The sequence below is a fragment of the Nocardioides sp. DN36 genome (genome assembly GCF_055380375.1).
This window is the reverse complement of the sequence record NZ_AP043823.1, coordinates 2,693,100-2,710,290: the sequence shown is the minus strand read 5'-3', so window position 1 is coordinate 2,710,290 and position 17,191 is coordinate 2,693,100. Positions and strand designations below refer to the sequence as shown.

Here is a 17,191-nt window from a genome sequence, read left to right as displayed (position 1 = left end):
GTCGGGGGATGACCTCCGACGTCGGACCGACCGACACTGGTGAGGACAGTGACCGGAGGGAGACGGCCGTGAACTGGAGACGCTGGACGTTGTGCATCGTGGCTCCCGGAGGCCACAAGTGGACGAACCTGCCGTACTCGCAGGGGGAGGACACCGGGTTCTTCCAGCGGTGCCTGCGGTGCGGGCACGAGAACCATTCCGGCGCGTCGGTGCGTCCGACCGCCCTCTGACCGAGACGTCGGCGCGCGGGCTCAGGCCGTCGGGTTGTGACCGGCGACCTGGTCGAGCTCGTCCGGGGAGAGCCCGGCCGCGGCCAGGACCCGCTGGAGGACGGCGTTCTTGCCCGCGACGTACGCCTCCATGTCCGGCAGGTCGCGCGCGGCCAGGCCGGCCTTCACCTCGGCGTACGCCTGGCGCAGCGATGCGTCCGCCCGCAGCGCGTCACGGACGAGCAGGTGGTTGCGCAGCGCCACGCAGCCGTCGACGCACACGTAGACGTGGCGGGCGGTCCCGTCGTCCGGCGCCCGGAACGCGTGCCGCCCCTCGACGCCCTTCTCGCCCTCGTAGGCGTAGCCCGCGCCCGCCACCGCGTCGAGCGCTGCCGGCAGCGCCTGGTCGGGGACCACCACGTCGACGTCGATCACCGGCTTCGCCGGGAGGCCGGGTACGGCGGTGCTGCCGACGTGCTCGACGGCCAGCACGTCCACGCCGTCCAGCGCGGCCAGCAGCTCAGCCCGGATGCGTTCGAAGTCCGCTGCCCAGCGGGGGTCGTAGTCGGTCACCGTCACGCGCACGCGCACATCATCCCGCGCGGTCGCCCACGGGGAAGTCCTGGCCCGCAACGAACCTGCGCAGCAGCACCTCTTCGCCGTCACGCCGCCGGACGTCCCACACGAATCCGCGTCCGCGGACCTGTCCAGTCGCCCTGCTCGTGCGCTCCTGGTGGACGGTCAGGCAGGTCCCCTCGTCGATGCCCACGGCGCGGTCGACGCCGCTCAGCTGCAGCAGCGATGTGGTGCGACCCAGGAGGCCTGCCTGCGAGGTGTGTACGTCGACGGTGAACGGGACCAGCCCGAGGCCCGGCCGGACCTCCAGCTCACCGAGCTCCTCGGACCAGTCCTCGTCGCACACGGCCCGATCTCCCAGGCGCCAACCGCCGGCGAGCGCGGTCGATGCCGCCACCATCGCACCCGCGGAGAACCCCAGGTACGGGACGCCCCCGGTGACCGCGTCCCGGAGTGTGGGCGCCGCCGAGGCCAGCGCGTCGATGTACACGGTCGCGGGCCCACCTCCGACGACCACGGCGTCGACGTCACGCAGCACGTGGAGGTCAAGCGGCGCCCTCCCACCGACGAACGTGTCCACGAAGTCGAACCGCCCGGGAGCGAGCGCTTCCAGCGCGGCGACGTACTCGGGTCGGAACCTGGCCGCCAGGCCGGTGTCGTCGGCCAGGACCAGCGCGACTCGAGCGCGAGGGGCACGAGCCCGTGCGACGACGGCCTCCACGAACGGGGTCAGCAGGGTCGGTGTCCCGATGGTGTCGACTCCGCCCCCCACGAGATGGATGTGCGTCGTCCCGTCCGGCATGGCGCTCATCGTGCCCGATGCGCGGGGGTCCATGGCGGACTATCGTCGGTCCATGACCCGCGTGGTGTGCCTGCTCCTGGCTGTCGCCGCGGGCCTGTGCGCGGCGCTGCTGCTGGCGTCGGCACCGACGGTGAGCTACGCGGGACAGTCGGGCTCGTGCGAGGCGCTGCTCGTCAGCGCCGAGAACGACGACGTCGCCAACCCCCGCCCGCAGCCGGCGAACGCCGTCGAGGCGGCTCACCAGCGGGCCTGCGACGCGAAGCAGCGGGAGTGGTCGGTGCTGGCCGGTCTCGCCGCACTCGTGTGCGTCTCGGCCGGGGCGGTCGCGCTCCTGTCCCGCGGTGAGACAGCGGCGCCGTCGGGTGGCCCAGGTCGATGGCGGTCCGTGTCAGCGTGACGCGGGCAGCGCCTTGCGCATGAACAGCTCGTCCCGGCCGTCGCGCACGTGCTCCCGCTCTCCGGTGAAGTCGTAGCCGAGCCGGGCGTACGCGCGCCGACCGCGGGGGTTGTCCTCCATCACGCCGAGCGCGACGGTGGTCGCACCCGCGTCCTGCGCCACGGACTCGCACGCACGGACGAGGGCCTCGACGACACCCGTGCCCCGCGCGGCGGGGGTGAGCCACATGCCCATGACCGACCAGCCGTCGTCGAACTCGTACACGCCGGCCATGCCGACATCGAGGCCGTCCCGGGATGCGAGGAACGTGGCCGGGCGTGCGGCCCGTCGGCGCCACTCCACCTCGTCGAACTCCTGCTCCTTCGCCAGGTTCGAGCCGAACATCTCGGGTGAGTCCGCCAGCGCCGCCAGGCGCACGTCGCGCAAGCGCTGCCAGTCGTCGGGCGCGGCCCGGGTGACGACGACCGTGTCGGGCCGGCTCTCGGCGCGGGGGACAGGGGAGCTCATGGCCGGCAGTGTGCCGGGGGAACGACGACGCGGGGAAATCGTTTCTCGACCACGCCGTCCCTGGGCAGACTGGCGTCCTTCTCGGCGGGGTCCTTACAGGCTGCGCCACGGCCGACCGACGAAAGGGACGACATGTCCTCGCTCAGCTGGCCGCAGGCCACCCCGACGCTCACCGACGGGTCCGTCACCCTGCGCGCCTGGGAGCCGTCGGACGTCGACGCCGTCGTCGCGGCCTGCCAGGACCCCGTCATGCAAGGCTCGATCGCGATCCCGGTGCCCTACCTCCACGAGCACGCGCGGGGCTTCATCGAGGACTTCGCCCCACAGCAGTGGTTGAGCTGCCAGGGTGCGCCGTTCGCGGCCGTCGACGCCCTGACGGGTCGGCTCCTGGCGGCCCCGTCCCTCAAGGAGATCGATCACGAGCGCAAGATCGCCGAGGTGGGCTACTGGGTGGCTCCGTGGGCACGCGGGCAGAAGGTCGCCCAGCGCGCCGTGCGGTTGATGCGTGACTGGGCGTTCGGGGAGGTCGGCCTCCAGCGGCTCGAGCTCTTCATCGAGCCGGCGAACGCGGCCTCCTGTGCCGTGGCCGAGCGCGTGGGCGCCGTGCGGGAGGAGCTGTTCCGCGACCACGAGGTCATCCGCGGCACCAGCCGCGACATCGCCCGCTACGCACTCAGCTCGGGCTGATCGCGAGCGCGACGGCCAGCAGCACCGCGACCAGCACGATCGCGAGCGTCACCCACAGGCCCAGCCCGAACGACGGCAGCGGAGCCCGCAGCCGCATCGCCCGCTCCACCCGCGCCCAGCGCAGGTAGGACAGCGCCGACATCACGCCGGCGAACAGCACGAGCACGACCACGACCGACGTACGCAGCAGCTCCGAGCCCGGCACGCCCAGCGTGTGCAGGGCGACGGCACCCGCGAGCACGGCCAGGGCGGTGCGCACCCAGGCGAGGAAGGTGCGCTCGTTCGCGAGGCTGAAGCGCGGGTCGGGCTCGTCGCCCGCGTCGTACACCCAGTGCGGACGGCGTTCGGTCATGCCGCCATCGTGCCGCACTCCGGCGCCGGGGTGGGCTGCGAGGTGGATGACGGTGCTTCACTGGACGGTGGGGGCCATCTCGTGACAGGAGCACGGGCACGTGGACGAGGGCGACCAGAGGTCATTCGGGGAGCGGTGGCGGGTCCCGTCGCGCGCCCTGGCCGTGGCGCTGCCGTTCCTGACCTGCGCGTTGCTCTCGACCGTCCGGGACAGCATCACCGCCGCCACCGCCGTTCTGCTCCTGGTGCTGTGGGTGGTCGCGGCCGCCGCCACCGGCGACCGGGTCGCCGGGCTGCTGGCCGCCGTCTCCGGCGGCGTGTGGTTCGACTTCTTCCTGACCGCGCCCTACCACCGGCTCACGATCTCCGACTCCGACGACGCCGAGGCCACGATCCTGCTTGTGCTGATCGGCCTGGCGGTCACGGAGATCGCGCTGTGGGGCCACCGGCAGCAGGCGCGGGCCGCGCGTCGATCCGGCTACCTCGACGGTGTCCTCGGCGCGGCGAGGCTCGTGTCCGAGGGGGACATGCCCGCGTCGGCGCTGGTCGAGGTGGTGGCCCGCGAGATCACCGACGTGCTGGGCGCCGACGAGTGCCGGTACGTCGGCGGCCGGGTCTGCGACGCACGCGTGGCCGTGCTGGACCACGACGGGGTGGTCACCAGGGGAGAGCACCCCGTGGATGTCGACCGCGTGGGCCTGCCGTCGAACGAGTACGTCGCCATCCCGGTGCGGCGTGGCTCGCAGGTCGTCGGCCACTTCCTGGTGACCGCCACCTCGCGCGTCGCCTACCCGTCCCACGAGCAGCGCCGGGTCGCGGTGCTCCTGGCCGACCAGGTCGCGGCCGCCGGGTGAGCCGGGTCAGGGACCGTCCTCAGCAGTGCTTCGTGAGCTGCACGACCGTGTCGTTGGTCAACGTGCCGCTGTCGCCGTCGGACTCGTAGGCGAGCTTGAAGCCGCCGAGCTCGTTAGGCAGCGCGCCGAGGTCGGGGTGGATCCGCACCACCACGCGGTAGGTCTTTCCTGCCTCGAGCGAGGCGTTGTCGACCGGCATCCGGTGGGCCCAGTCGAGCCCTTCGCGGTAGACGGAGGAGCGCCACAGCGCGAGGTTGCCGGAGGCGTGCTCGGCCTCGACGACCCATGCCTGCGCGACCCGGTCGGCGCCCGAGTCCGGGGCGAAGTCCACGACGGAGGCGTCGGCGTCGGCGTGGATCCGCATGCCCGTCCACGCGAGGTCGCCGTCCTTCGCGGTCACCGGCAGGCAGAGGCTGAACTGGCCCCCGTCGTCCTTCGTCCGCAGGGCCGCAGTGCTCGGCGACGGGGTGGGGTAGGCCTCGGCGGAGTCGTCGTCGTCGGAGCTGCAGCCGCCCAGCGCTGCAAGGGAGATCGTGAGGGTCGCTGCCAGGAGGCCGGTTCGCATGGGCACATCCTTGCCCTGCAGTGCGCCGCGTCAAACCGCCGCCCTAGGGTCAGGGCATGGGTCATGAGTTCGACAGCAACATCGAGGTCACGCGGCAGTCCGAGGGCGAGTTCTCCGCCGATCTGCCCCCCGGGTGGGTCGTCGGTGGCGGGGTCAACGGCGGCTACCTGCTCGCCGTCGTCGGCAACGCCCTGCGGGCCAGCCTGCCCGGCAAGCCGGACCCGATCGCGGTCAGCGCCTACTACCTCTCGGCGTCGGTGGCCGGTCCCGCGACGGTGAGCGTCGACGTACGCCGTGACGGCGGCAGCGTCGCGACCGCGGCCGCCGACCTGCGGCAGGGCGACGACGCCCGGATCACGGCGCTCGCGACCTACGGCGACCTCGGCCGGCTCGGCGACGACGTGCGGACCACCGCGGAGGAGCCGGCGTTGCCGCCGCCGGACGAGTGCGTGCCGAACACGATGGCGCCGGAGGAGGTACGCCGCGCGGCGCCGCTGCTGGAGCGCTTCGACATGCGCTTCCACCCCGAGCACGTCGGCTGGGCGGTGGGGCAGCCGAGCGGCAACGGTGTGCTGAGCGCGTGGTTCCGGCTGGCCGACGGCCGCGAGCCGGACCCGATCTCGCTGCTGATGGTGGTCGACGCGCTGCCGCCGGTCACCTTCGACCTGGGCATGCCCGGCTGGGCGCCGACCCTCGAGCTGACCGCGCACGTGCGGGCGAAGCCGGCGCCGGGCTGGCTCAAGGTGCGGCACGCGACCCGCAACATGGCGGGCGGCATGTTCGAGGAGGACTGCGAGGTCTGGGACTCCACCGGCCGCCTGGTCGCCCAGAGCCGGCAGCTCGCCCGCCAGCCACGCCCCCTCGCCGGTTGAGGTGCGAGGAGCGCCAGGTGCGCTGAGCCCACCCGCTGGTTGAGGTGCGGGGAGCGCCAGATGCACTGAGCCCACCCGCTGGTTGAGGTGCTAGGAGCGCCAGGTGCGCTGAGCCCACCCGCTGGTTGAGGTGCGAGGAGCGCCAGGTGCGCTGAGCCCGCCCGCTGGTTGAGGTGCGAGGAGCGCCAGCGACGAGCCTCGAAACCCGGTGCGACGAAGGAGGCCCGAACCCTTGCGGGTCCGGGCCTCTCGTCGATCAGTACGCCGTGCCGCGGTGCGACGGCGGCGGGGGCTCGGTCGGCGGCGGCGGGTCGTCCGGCGGCGGGGGCGGGTCGGTGTCGCCACCCCCTCCACCACCGGAGCTGCGCGGCGCGGTGACCTTGAGCTTCATCTGATTCGAGTGGTTGCCGAGGTTGCCGCCACCGTTGGTGGCCACCACGCGCCAGAAGCTCGTGCCCGTCGAGCTCGCCACGAGCGAGATCCGGTACCTGCCGGTGCTGCCCGCGTGGCCCGCTTTGATGGTGCGCCACTTCTTGTGGACGTAGCGCTGCAGCAGGACCTTGCCGCTGCGCCCCGGCAGGATGCGGCCGGCGGCGGTGAAGGTCTTGCCCTTGGTCACGGTCGGGTCCACCAGGCCGGCCCTGACCTTCGACTTCACCAGCACCTGCAGCGTCCTGGGCTCGCTCGCGCGGTACTTCTCGTTGCCGGCGAAGACGGAGCGGTACGTCGTGTTGCGGGCCGGCGACACCTTGAACCCACCGCCGGAGGCGACACGGTCGTACTTGCGCCACTTCGCTCCGGCCGGCTTCGCCTGGATGTTCAGCGCACCCGACATCGTGGAGTAGTCGTACTTCTCCCGCAGCCGCCCCGTCAGCCCGAGTCGCTGACCGAAGGTGATGGTGATCTTCTTCCTGATCGCCGAGCCCCAGACGATGTCGCTGACGGTCCGGTAGCCACCAAGGTCGTAGGTGCGGTCCACCTTCCGGCTCGAGACCTCGAGGTCATCGAGGTAGAAGGTCTCGCCGGTGCAGCCGAACAGGACTCCGATCTCGGCGCCACGGCCGTTGCCGCCGTGCCGGGCCGCGAGGTCCTGCAGCGTCATGGCCGAGTCCTGGCCGTTCTGGGTGTTGCCGCTGTAGTACCTCCACGCGAACTCCACCTTGCTGACGTTGACCCGGTGCCACCCCGAGGTCGAGTCCAGCGGCAGGGCCGCGACGCCCTTCCACACTCCCGGATCATTGGGCGCGTGGTAGACGGCGTAGGCGGACCCCTGACCGGATCCGCCGACGAAGAAGGCCTTGATGCCGGCCTTCTTGAGCTTCTTCGGGTCCGGCACGTGCGCGAGCACCCCGGCGCCGTACGTCGTCTGGTCCTGCATGTCCCACCCGAGCGACTGCTTGCCGAGCGGCGGCTGCTTCGGCCCGCGAGCGATGAGCACCTTGGGCTCCACGGGCGGGTCGATCGTGTAGTCGCTGCACTGGTGGCTCACGAAGGTGAGACGCGCGCGGCTGAAGTGGTCGCCGTCGACAGGGACCGGCGCGGCCGCTGCGGCCGCGGCGAGAGAGCTGGACAGGAGCGCGACAGCGCTCACCGCCCCCAACAGGGTTGTGCGCATGGGTTCCTCACCGAGAGCTGGATGGTCGTTGTCCCCCGAACCGTCCTCCAAGGGTGGCGAGAAACTACCACCGTGGGGGAGGCATCAAACCCGTTCTGGGAAGCCAGTACGACGGGGCCGGGTCAGGCGGTCCGAGGCATCAGGTCCGGATCGTGGCGGGCCGGGCCCTGCTCGATCCACCAGCGTGCACTGCGGCCCGGCCAGTCCGACTCGTCCTTGGCCAGGTCGGCCAGCTGGGCTGCGCCGCCCATGCCGAGCGCGAACATCGTGGCCTGCCGCTCGACCGGCTTCGCCCCGTCCTCGAGACGCTTGAGCAGCGCTTCGGCCTCCGCGTCAGTGAGCGGACCTGCCGAGAGTCCGACGTTGACCAGGGCGCGGGAGCGGATGGGGAGACGGGTCTCCTGCAGGGCTCGCTTCAGGACCAGGTCGCGGTCCTCTCGTTGCCCGACCCGCATGAGCACCGTCCAGGCACGCGCGGCGAGCAGGTCGTTCTCGTGTGCTGCCAACTCGTGGCAGTGCCGCGAGACGGCGGCGGCGTAGGGGCTGGCCGCGAGGAGCAGCGCAGCGTGGTGGCGGCGCGCCTTGTGGGCATGCAGCAGCGACTCGCGCAGGAGTCGGTGGAGCATCAGGTCGGGCTCGGCGGGGTGGAAGGCAGGAGTCTCGACCTGGATGCGCTTGGCCATGTCGTTGACGATCGCCGACGTCTGGCCCCACGGCACCAGCTCGCCCCCCTCACGGGAGCGCTTGACCAGGTCGTAGGCACGCCGGGTGCGCAGCGCACCCTGGATGCGTTCCCAGCACTCGTCGGGCAGCTGCACCGCCAGGTCGAAGGAGTCCAGGCGGCCGTCGAGGGACTCACCACGGCGCAGGCTGCCGACGACGCTGGACTCGAGGTGCTTGAACGCCTCCTCGTTGAAGTGCCCACGCGTCACCTTCACCGCTGCGACGGAGGAGGCAGCGCGCCGCAGGTCGCGGTGCTCGGAGTGGAGCATGCGAAGCACGAGATCGCCGGCCGCCTCGTCGCGGATCTCGGCGAGCAGGTTGAGGACCGGAGCGACCACCTGGGTGTCGGGATGGGTCACGAATCCGCCCAGGGCCCGGGTGAGGTGCCGCTGCGCGGCCGGATAACGCATCAGAGCCGCAGCGGCCTCGTAGCGGCGCACGTAGCCGAGGCCCACAGAGGCCGCCAGCTCGTTGACCAGTCGGCTCGAGAGCGACTGCCACTCCCGCTTGCGCAGGTAGACCCGGTCGAAGCGGGTGAGCTGCTCGGTGAGACGCAACCAGTCACCTCCGTGCGCCTGGCCGTCGTCGACCAGGTCGAGAAGCTGGTCGACGTCGCCGTCGCTCAGCTCGGTGTCGCGCAGCGAGCCGTCCTTTCGGGGCAGTCTCACCACCGAACGCACGACGCAGACCGGCGACGACGGCGACCAGCGATCCCTCGGTCTGGCCGAGGACGCTCTCGTAGGTCGCGGCCACCCGGATCGGGAGCGGCTGCAGGCCGGACTCCCAGCGGGACACGCGCGAGCTGTCGACGTGGACGCCGCGTTCCTTGAGTGCCTTGATGAAGCCGTCACGACGGGCGAGCTCCGGGTCGCGTCCGAGCACGCGCGAGGTCGTCAGCAACCAGGCGATCCGCTGGTCGCACCCGATGGTGCGCGAGCTCATGGGTGAGCGGTCCTCGGGAAGCCGTTGCGGCCGTCCCCGTCGGCGTCCAGACGCGTCTGAACTGCCCTTGCTGGTCATGCGTGGTCCCCGCCATCCCCCCGTGTTGCATGCCGGTAATTCAACATGCGGGCTCATTTATTGCAGAAAGTTTTCCGGCCAGCAACAAGAACGACCCAACTGCTCCTGCGTCACTAGCGTCCACGGCGTCACTCGGAATCTGTGTACGGGCGATGCAAGACCTGGGCCTTCCAACTGGCCCGATGCTCGGGCGGGGGAGTGCCTCGGCCGAATCTTCACTCCGGAAGGAACACGCATGAACAGCAGCGGCATCAAGCGGGGTCTGGCGGCTGGCGCCATCTCCGCTCTGGCGGTGACGGGTCTCCCGCTCCTCGCCTCGTCGGCCAACGCGGCCGTCGGTGACGTCCTCAAGGTCGCCTCGGTCGGCCCCGCCCTCAACGGTGGTGGCCCCGGCGCCCAGATCCTCGTCCAGGCGACCCACGGCTCCGTGGCGTCCCCGGCCAACCTCAAGGTGATCGGCAGCGACCTCTCGTCGAACCCGAACACCCCCAGCCAGACCGTCGTCGAGGGCACCCCGGTGGCCGCCACGACCGACAGCAACCCGAACGACAACCTCGACGAGTACATCGTGCCCGTCAAGGTCACCACCCCGGCGCCCGGCGACACCGCCAAGTTCGCCATCTTCAACGACGCTGACAACGGCGGCGACGTGGACGCGGCCGAGTCCCGCACGCAGGTCTCCGTGACCACCTCGGGCCCGGTCACCACGCTCGACGTCACGCCGGCCAGCCAGTCGGTCGTCGAGGGCATGAGCTCGGACGACTACACCGTGACCATCAAGGACGCGGCCGGTCGCCTGACCCAGCTCGACAACGCCGAGACCGTCGCCCTCGCCGGTGACGCCCAGGTGAGCCCCTCGGTGGCCTCGATGGACGCGGACGCGCTCAAGAACGGCACCGACACCTTCACGGCCGACGCCGCTGCTGGTGCCACCCCCGGCGCCCACACCATCAACCTGGACGGCCCGGGCACCGCAGACGCGAAGGTGACCGCCAACGTCATCCGCGCGGCGGTCGTGACGGCCCCCGAGGTCGACGTCGTCACCGGCGCCGACTCGTGGGACGGCTTCGGCGACGGCACCGACGGCGGCACCACCGCTGTCCGCGTCGACCAGTCGAGCATCCGCATCGACTTCAAGGGTGACGACAAGAACAGCAACGTCACGCTGAACGTCGCGGGCACCGGTGTCACCTTCGGTGGCAAGTCCTCGACCACCGTCTCCACGGTGCTCGACAGCAACGGCGTGGGCTCGATCACGATCACTCCCGACGCCGGCAGCATCCAGCAGAACGACCGGATCACCATCAGCGGCTCGTTCGACCAGACCTTCGAGTTCCAGCGCGCCGAGGTCTCGGCCATCGCGCCGACGGCCGACCCGTTCTTCTCCGCGCTCAAGGGCTCGGTCGACGTGGTCGCCAAGGTCACCGACCAGTTCGGTCTGCCCGTCACCACCGGGTTCGTCGAGGCGCGCCGCACCGGCCTCAACCTCGACGCCACCCCGCAGCGCAAGGCTGTCGGCAACGACGGCACGGTGACGTTCACCTTCACCGACACCAAGGCGACCAACGGCTACACCGAGACCGTCGCCCTGGGCTACTTCCCGGACCAGTTCGCGGCCAACCCGACCAAGTCCAGCACCGCCCACATCAAGTACACGACCGACGGCATGGGCAGTGACTACAAGATCAGCCTCGGTGGCGAGGACACGGAGGCCGCCGACTACAAGGCGTCCGACGTGACCGTCGTCCCGCTGGCCGACGCGTACGACGACGGCGGCATCGACTCCGCCGCCCTCGACGTCGCCAACGGCGAGAACGGCTCGGAGATCACCGTGTCGGTCGACAACGGTGCCCTGATCCTGGAGCCGGGCGAGAAGAAGCTGTCGGAGGGGTCGTCCTCGATCACCGACACCGTCGCCGGTGGCATGCTGCAGGGTGACTACCGCATCGTCGGCACCAAGTCCGGTGTCGTCACCGTGACCGTCGAGTCGGCGCACCGCACCGAGACGGCGGACATGACGGTCGCCCGTGAGACCGACTTCTCGACCGCGCGCAACGTCTCGGTCAGCGGCCCGGCCTCCGTCGAGCACGGCGCGTCGCAGATCACCTACACCGCGGTGATCACCGACGCGTTCGGCAACCCGATCGCCGACTTCCCGCGTCAGAACGTCAACCCGCTGATCAACGTCCAGGTCTCCGGTCCCGGCCAGTTCAAGGACGGCGACGCCAAGACCAACGCTGCTGGCGAGATGAAGCTCAACGTCGCGCTGGACGCGGACGCCGCTGGCGACGTGACCATCCGGGTCGAGGGCCTGGACGACGGCTTCTTCGGTGGCACCCAGTTCGGTGCGGCTGCGGACCACGTCTACCCCGGCTCGAACACCAAGGACGGCGAGGGCCTCTCGGCGTCGTCGAACGTCGCCACCGCCACGACCACGGTCGCGGACGGTACGGGTCCCGTGGACCCGGGCACTGACCCCAAGGACATCGACCTGCAGCTGAACGGTGTCGACAACGGGGCCAAGGACGACGTCCTGCGGGCCAACGCCAAGAAGGACGCCTCCGGCCTGGTGGCCCAGCTCTTCAAGACCACCAAGAAGGGCGTCATGAAGCTGGTCGACTCGGCTGCGCTGAACAGCAACGGCAACCACAAGTTCAAGGTGGCCGACAAGAACGGCAAGGGCTACACGAAGTACACCGTGAAGGTCGCCAAGAGCGACACCACGATGAAGGACCAGGCCCCGAAGCGCGTTCGCTGATCCAGCCTGACAAGTGAGTGAGTCCCGGGGCGTGAAAGCGCCCCGGGGCGAGCTCTCCGGGGGCACTGCTCCCGCGAGCCCCCAGCTCCACCAGAACTGAAAAGTCGGGACACACAGACGCGGTCCGGGCCATTCTCTGTTTGCCGCTGCGCGAGAATGGTCCGGACCGCCTGTCCCACACTAGGGCATGCGATCCGAGAAGCCCGGTAGCAGGCGCCACCCGAACGGGTGGCGCCTTCGCCATTTGGGGGCGGATCGCGGGCGGTTCAGGCGAGTCGTGAGCGCCGCATCGCGAACACCCAGCGCCGGCGCGGGTGCTCCGTGACCGACCAGAGCAGGTCCGTCGAAGGCCAGTAGGCGATGTCCTCGGGCCCCATCGGAGTCGCGAACCGCCGCCGCCGGAACGCGCCCGGGCGCCCGACGTACACCGAACCAGGCTTCCGGGTGCCGTGCGAGACGGTCATGAAGTAGTCGCCCCGCGCCACCGTCGCGCCCTGGGTGCCGCCCACGCCGCGCTCGTCGAGGTCGAGCGGCCGCGAGCGGCCGTCCTCGCCGTCGACCAGGAGCATGCTCGCCGGGTCCAGCGCGAAGCGCGCCAGCCGCCGGGTCTGCCCGCCGCGGCCGTACTCACCCACGACCAGCTCCGGCGGGTCCGCCCCACGATCCAGCGAGAGGCAGGAGTAGCGCAGCCTCTCGTGGCCCTTCTCGGCCCCCGCGCGGTAGGCGAAGCGCATCGGCAGCAGGTAGCGGTAGCCGTACGACGACACCCGGCCGCCGTCCACTCCGATCCGCGACGCGTCACCGACGAGCTCGTCCGGGACGCGCAGGAGGTCGTCGAGCCGGCAGGTCACGAACCCGCGCGCGGTGGCGGCGACGTGGAGCCACTGCCCGGCCCACACGATGCCGCCCGCGTGCACCTGCAGCGGCTCGAACGACACCGAGCCGTCGGTGGTCGTCGTCGGCGTCACCAGCAGCACGTGCCGGTAGCGCCGGGTGTCCAGGTCGATGAACGAGATCCGTGAGCCGTGGTTGTCCTGGCCAGCGGCCGCCTTGGCGTACCAGCTGACCGCCACGACCCGTCGGCCACCGATCTCCTCGGTGTCGGTCGCGTCCGCGGAGGTCGAGATGCCCTGCGGCCACCACTGCGGCGTACGCCGGTCCGTCGCGTCCCACGTGAACGCCTGCCGCGCCGCGAGCCCGGGCGCGAACCCACGGCGGCCCCGCCGGTCCAGGTCGTCCAGCACGGCATCGAGCCCGGCGCGCCCGCCGAGCAGGCGCGCCAGGGCGTCGATCTCCTCGGCGTTCTCGTCCGTGCGGGCGAGGTGCACGCCGTACGTCGAGCTGTCCGTGGCCTCAGGCATGTCCCCGAGGCTACGGGTGGGTCAACGCGTGCGGCCTGCTCACTTGTGCAGCGGGTTCGTGCCGCGCCGGATCTCGACGTTGTCGTTGACCCCGTCGCCGTCGGTGTCCTTCTTGCGCGGGTTGGTCTTGTACTTCCGGACCTCCACGCCGTCCTTGAGGTGGTCGCGGTCAGTGTCCGGCTTGCGCGGCTTGGTGCGGTACTTCTTGACCTCCAGGCCGTCGATGAGCCGGTCCCGGTCGGTGTCCTTCCTGAGCGGGTTCGTGCGGTACTTGTAGTGCTCCTTGCCGTCCCCGAGCCGGTCGTGGTCGGTGTCCTTCACGCCCTTGTTGGTGCCGAGCTTGTCCTCGAGGGCGTCGCTGAGGCCGTCGCCGTCGGTGTCCGGCGCGGGGCACTCCACCCCGCCGCCGGGAGCCTTGGCCTCCACGGTCATCGGCATGAGGTCGGTGTCGAGGGCGACCGCGTCGCCGTTGCGGACCACCGCGTGCAGGACGGACGTCGCTGCGCGGGCCACCAGTCCGTCACCGTTCACGGTCTGCGTGAGCTGCCCCGCGGAGAGGCTGACGGTCACGTCCTTGTTCCTGCTCCACGGCACGACGACCGGGTTGCCGCTGGTCGGCAGGGCGTACGTCGTCCCGCCCGCGGTCACCGTGACCGTCGGCGCCGTCCAGTCGACGACACTGGCGTGCACGCCGTCGGCGAACGCGGTCAGTCGCGCGACGCCGTTGACCCGGACCTCGACCTCGTCGCCGAAGAACGTCATCGCCGGCGCCGAGGCGTCCTTGACGCTGCCGATCGCCTGGGCGCGTACGCCGCGGTCGTCACCCGAGGCACCGTTGCGTACGGGCAGGTCCACCCGCTGCTGCACCGACCCGGGGTGGACGCTGGCCATCACGACGTCGGCCGCCGCGCCCTGCGCCATGGCGGTGCCGCGCCTCGGGAAGGTCGGGACGCTGATCGTCGGGACAGGCGGCAGAGTGAGCGTGGGCAGCCCCGTGGTCGGCAGGTCGGAGGGCAGCTCGGTCGGGATGATGGTCGGGCCGTCCGTGGTGGTCGGCAGCCCGGTGGGCAGGCTGGTCGGCAGCCCCGTGGCCGTCGACGACGGCAGCGCCGTGGGGATCTCGGTGGGGATGTCGTCGGGCAGCAGGATGATCCCACCGGAGGACCCGGTCGGGATCCGCGCCGAGGCGAGGCTCGCGCCGGCACCCGAGGCGGAGCCGTCGGTGAGCCCGTCGGCGGTGGTCAGGCAGCCCTTGTCGCCGACCCAGCGGCCGCCCGCGCCGAGAGTCGCCTGACCGAGGTCGAGGGTGTCCGCGACCGCACCACCGGGCGCGATGCCCGTGGCCGGTGCGCCGGTGTCCGTCGTACGCGTCGCCTCCGACGTGACGCCCCGACGGGCGTCCGCGGCCTCGCCGGCGGTGCCGGAGAGGTTGTAGGAACCGGCGCGTGCCCGCGGGTTCGTCGTCGAGGACATCGTCCCGTCGACGCTGAAGACGGAGAGGTCTGTGGGTACGGCGGCCTGGGCGTCGGTGAGATCCCGGTCCAGCGCGTTCACGCGCCACAGGTCAGCGCTGACCTTCGCGGAGTAGTCCGTCGGCAGCGGCGCCGCGCCACCGGGATCCGCGAGCATGACGCTCACGCCACCGAGGGCGAGCGAGGTGGACAGCAGGGCGGGGAGGACGAGACGAGATCGGGACATGGGAGAGACATCCTTGGCTCCGGGTGCGGCGGCGAGCAGATCGTCTCCCCGGAACGGCCGCAGCACACCCAGGTATGAACCACTCTCGGCTACGGTCGCGTTCGTGTCCGGCGCCCGTGCTTCTGTGGTAGGTGCCGCCGTGGTCCGCGACGGACGGGTGCTCGCCGCGCGGCGTACCCGCCCCGCCGCCACCGCCGGCCGGTGGGAGTTCCCGGGCGGCAAGGTCGAGGACGGCGAGTCTCCCGCTGGCGCCCTGGTGCGGGAGATCCGCGAGGAGCTCGGCTGCACCGTCGAGGTCTTGCAGTGGCTGCCCGGGGCGGTGCCGATCGGCGAGCGGCACGAGCTGACCGTGGCGGTCGTGCGGTTGGTCGCGGGGGAGCCGGTGCCGCACGAGCATGACCTGGTGCGGTGGCTGTCCGCGGACGAGCTCTCGGACGTGGACTGGTTGGAGCCGGATCGTCCGTTCCTCGAGGAGCTCGCGGTCCTGCTCGGAGGGTGAGCCTCGGCCGTTTGTACGCCGCGGGTTCCTTCTGGTTGAGGTGGCTTGCCGGCTTTCCGGCCGGCTGTGGTTTGGGTCTTTGGCTGGTTACGGCGAGGTCGGCCCGGGGGTGCGGCCGCTTCCGGCTTGCGGGTCGGCGCGGCGGTGCCCTACCTCCGGCTTCCGTGCCGCCTCGGCGGTTGAGGTGCGAGGAGCGCCAGCGACGAAGCCTCGAAACCCCGCACGACCGAGCCGGCTCAGAGGGGCTCGCCCGCATCTTCACGCGGCCTCTCTACAGCCAAAGATTTTACTCGAAGACATGCTCGGATAGTTGTAGAATGAGGCATGGCAGTCAACCCGACCCCGATGACGCACCCCCTGGTGCGCGGCGCCGGCGACCTGACCGCCCTGGTCACCGACCTGGCCGGCTACGACCCCGGCTACCTCGACCCGGCCGAGAAGGAGACCGCTCTGGCCGCGCTGGGTCGGGCGGCCGACCAGCTGGCCGCCCTGTACGGCCGGGTGCTGGCCAACGCCGAGGACCTCGTGACCGAGACGGGTGACCGGAACATCGCCGCCTGGGCCGAGCGCACCCAGCACGCCGACTACTCGGCGGTGGCGCGGGCGGTCCGGCACGGGGAGGCGCTGGACCGCCGCTGGCCCCAGCTGCAGGCGGCCTGCCTGGACGGTCGGGTCAACCAGGCCCAGGCGCACGTGATCGTGAAATCGTTGGACGGGCTGCCGGACCGGCTCGGCCCCGCGTTGAGGGCGAAGGCGGAGGTCCACCTGGTCGAGCAGGCCGCCCACTTCAGCCCCCGGGCACTGAAACGCCTCGGCGAGCACCTGCTCGAGGTGCTGGCCCCCGAGATCGCCGACAAAGAGGAGCAGCGGAAGCTCGAGGCCGAGGAACGCGCCGCCCGCCGCACCACCCGGCTGACCATGCGCGTACGCGGGGACGGGTCCACCGACATCGCGATCCGGGTCCCCGACCACGTCGCCTCCCGGCTCAAGGTCTACCTCGAGGCCATCTCCGCACCCCGCCGCTCCCACCTCGACCCCGACTCTGGCTCCGACCCCGCGGGCGGTGCGTTCGGGGAGCCGGGCGGGGGCAGCGAGGTGGAGCGGCTGCCCTACCCCCGCCGACTGGGCGAGGCGTTCTGCACCCTCCTCGAGCAGCTGCCGGCCCAAGCGCTGCCGCAGCACGGCGGCACCGCCACCACCGTGATGGTCACCATCGACCTCGACCAGCTCAACGCCGGCCTCGGCGCCGCGGGGCTGGCCACCGGCGACCGGATCACCGCCGCCGAGGCCCGCCGGCTGGCCTGCACCGCCCAGATCATCCCCGTCGTCCTCGGCGGCGACTCCGAGATCCTCGACCTCGGCCGCTCGCGAAGACTGTTCTCACCCGCGCAACGCAAGGCCCTGGTCATCCGCGACCGACGCTGCCGCGCCCAGGGCTGCGAGATCCCCGCCGCCTGGTGCGAAGCCCACCACGCCGAGACCCCCTGGGCCAGTGGCGGGAAGACCGACCTCAAGGACGGCGTACTCCTCTGCTCCTGGCACCACCACCGGGCGCATGACCCCCGCTTCGGCACCGACCGGTTGGCCAACGGAGACGTCAGGTTCACCAGACGCACGTAGGCCGACCGCCGACCAGCGCAGACACAGATCCGACGGACCCGCAGCCGTGGCCCGCCATACCCGCGCGCACTGCGCAG

The 17,191-nt window shown here is 71.5% G+C and carries 17 protein-coding genes; 8 read left to right on the top strand and 9 right to left on the bottom strand.

Annotation, left to right across the window (positions count from 1 at the left end; all coding sequences use genetic code 11):
• Positions 1-68 precede the first annotated feature (68 nt).
• Positions 69-230 carry a hypothetical protein gene (locus tag ACZ43H_RS13915; RefSeq protein ID WP_379181586.1) on the top strand — a complete coding sequence of 54 codons (162 nt, stop codon included), beginning with the start codon at positions 69-71 and terminating at the stop codon, positions 228-230.
• Between the two features lie 21 nt (positions 231-251).
• Here ACZ43H_RS13915 and ACZ43H_RS13910 read toward each other — a convergent pair whose 3' ends face one another.
• Positions 252-794 carry a GrpB family protein gene (locus ACZ43H_RS13910; protein ID WP_464583688.1) on the bottom strand — a complete coding sequence of 181 codons (543 nt, stop codon included), beginning with the start codon at positions 792-794 and terminating at the stop codon, positions 252-254.
• A 7-nt stretch (positions 795-801) separates the two neighbouring features.
• Entirely contained in the window at positions 802-1,620 is an 819-nt protein-coding gene (locus tag ACZ43H_RS13905) for a Type 1 glutamine amidotransferase-like domain-containing protein (RefSeq protein WP_464583687.1), read from the bottom strand.
• 19 nt (positions 1,621-1,639) lie between these two features.
• Between ACZ43H_RS13905 and ACZ43H_RS13900 the strand changes: the two genes are divergently transcribed.
• Complete coding sequence (locus ACZ43H_RS13900) at positions 1,640-1,984, top strand: hypothetical protein (protein WP_464583685.1); 345 nt, start codon at positions 1,640-1,642, stop codon at positions 1,982-1,984.
• On the opposite strand, the gene ACZ43H_RS13895 is transcribed toward ACZ43H_RS13900, so the two are convergent.
• Positions 1,976-2,491 carry a GNAT family N-acetyltransferase gene (locus ACZ43H_RS13895; protein ID WP_464583683.1) on the bottom strand — a complete coding sequence of 172 codons (516 nt, stop codon included), beginning with the start codon at positions 2,489-2,491 and terminating at the stop codon, positions 1,976-1,978. The genes ACZ43H_RS13900 and ACZ43H_RS13895 overlap by 9 nt on opposite strands.
• Before the next feature lie 132 nt (positions 2,492-2,623).
• Here ACZ43H_RS13895 and ACZ43H_RS13890 point away from each other — a divergent pair, with 132 nt between their 5' ends.
• The gene (locus ACZ43H_RS13890; protein ID WP_464583682.1) at positions 2,624-3,178 is read left to right on the top strand and encodes a GNAT family N-acetyltransferase; all 555 of its coding nucleotides are present in this window, start codon (positions 2,624-2,626) and stop codon (positions 3,176-3,178) included.
• Here ACZ43H_RS13890 and ACZ43H_RS13885 read toward each other — a convergent pair.
• Entirely contained in the window at positions 3,165-3,530 is a 366-nt protein-coding gene (locus tag ACZ43H_RS13885; RefSeq protein ID WP_464583680.1) for a YidH family protein, read from the bottom strand. The genes ACZ43H_RS13890 and ACZ43H_RS13885 overlap by 14 nt on opposite strands.
• Positions 3,531-3,630: 100 nt before the next feature.
• Here ACZ43H_RS13885 and ACZ43H_RS13880 point away from each other — a divergent pair, with 100 nt between their 5' ends.
• Positions 3,631-4,383 (top strand): DUF4118 domain-containing protein, encoded by a 753-nt coding sequence (locus ACZ43H_RS13880; RefSeq protein WP_464583678.1) that lies wholly within the window; start codon positions 3,631-3,633, stop codon positions 4,381-4,383.
• A gap of 19 nt (positions 4,384-4,402) precedes the next feature.
• On the opposite strand, the gene ACZ43H_RS13875 is transcribed toward ACZ43H_RS13880, so the two are convergent.
• Positions 4,403-4,948 carry a hypothetical protein gene (locus ACZ43H_RS13875; protein ID WP_464583676.1) on the bottom strand — a complete coding sequence of 182 codons (546 nt, stop codon included), beginning with the start codon at positions 4,946-4,948 and terminating at the stop codon, positions 4,403-4,405.
• A gap of 56 nt (positions 4,949-5,004) precedes the next feature.
• Here ACZ43H_RS13875 and ACZ43H_RS13870 point away from each other — a divergent pair, with 56 nt between their 5' ends.
• The gene (locus ACZ43H_RS13870; RefSeq protein WP_464583674.1) at positions 5,005-5,820 is read left to right on the top strand and encodes a thioesterase family protein; all 816 of its coding nucleotides are present in this window, start codon (positions 5,005-5,007) and stop codon (positions 5,818-5,820) included.
• 256 nt (positions 5,821-6,076) lie between these two features.
• Here ACZ43H_RS13870 and ACZ43H_RS13865 read toward each other — a convergent pair whose 3' ends face one another.
• Entirely contained in the window at positions 6,077-7,435 is a 1,359-nt protein-coding gene (locus tag ACZ43H_RS13865; protein WP_464583672.1) for a hypothetical protein, read from the bottom strand.
• A gap of 122 nt (positions 7,436-7,557) precedes the next feature.
• A complete protein-coding gene (locus tag ACZ43H_RS13860; protein ID WP_464583670.1) occupies positions 7,558-8,826 on the bottom strand; it encodes a hypothetical protein in 1,269 nt (422 codons plus the stop codon).
• Positions 8,827-9,413: 587 nt separating this feature from the next.
• On the opposite strand from ACZ43H_RS13860, the gene ACZ43H_RS13855 reads away from it, so the two are divergent.
• Positions 9,414-11,936, top strand: a complete 2,523-nt coding sequence (locus ACZ43H_RS13855) for a hypothetical protein (protein ID WP_464583668.1) — start codon at positions 9,414-9,416, stop codon at positions 11,934-11,936.
• A gap of 266 nt (positions 11,937-12,202) precedes the next feature.
• Here ACZ43H_RS13855 and ACZ43H_RS13850 read toward each other — a convergent pair whose 3' ends face one another.
• On the bottom strand, positions 12,203-13,297 hold the full coding sequence (locus ACZ43H_RS13850; protein WP_464583666.1) for a hypothetical protein: 1,095 nt from the start codon (positions 13,295-13,297) through the stop codon (positions 12,203-12,205).
• Between the two features lie 39 nt (positions 13,298-13,336).
• Complete coding sequence (locus ACZ43H_RS13845) at positions 13,337-14,995, bottom strand: hypothetical protein (RefSeq protein WP_464583665.1); 1,659 nt, start codon at positions 14,993-14,995, stop codon at positions 13,337-13,339.
• A gap of 139 nt (positions 14,996-15,134) precedes the next feature.
• Between ACZ43H_RS13845 and ACZ43H_RS13840 the strand changes: the two genes are divergently transcribed.
• Positions 15,135-15,494: a (deoxy)nucleoside triphosphate pyrophosphohydrolase gene (locus ACZ43H_RS13840; RefSeq protein ID WP_464583663.1), complete on the top strand. Its 360-nt coding sequence runs from the start codon at positions 15,135-15,137 to the stop codon at positions 15,492-15,494.
• 324 nt (positions 15,495-15,818) lie between these two features.
• The gene (locus ACZ43H_RS13835) at positions 15,819-17,114 is read left to right on the top strand and encodes an HNH endonuclease signature motif containing protein (RefSeq protein ID WP_464583661.1); all 1,296 of its coding nucleotides are present in this window, start codon (positions 15,819-15,821) and stop codon (positions 17,112-17,114) included.
• Positions 17,115-17,191: the final 77 nt, after the last annotated feature.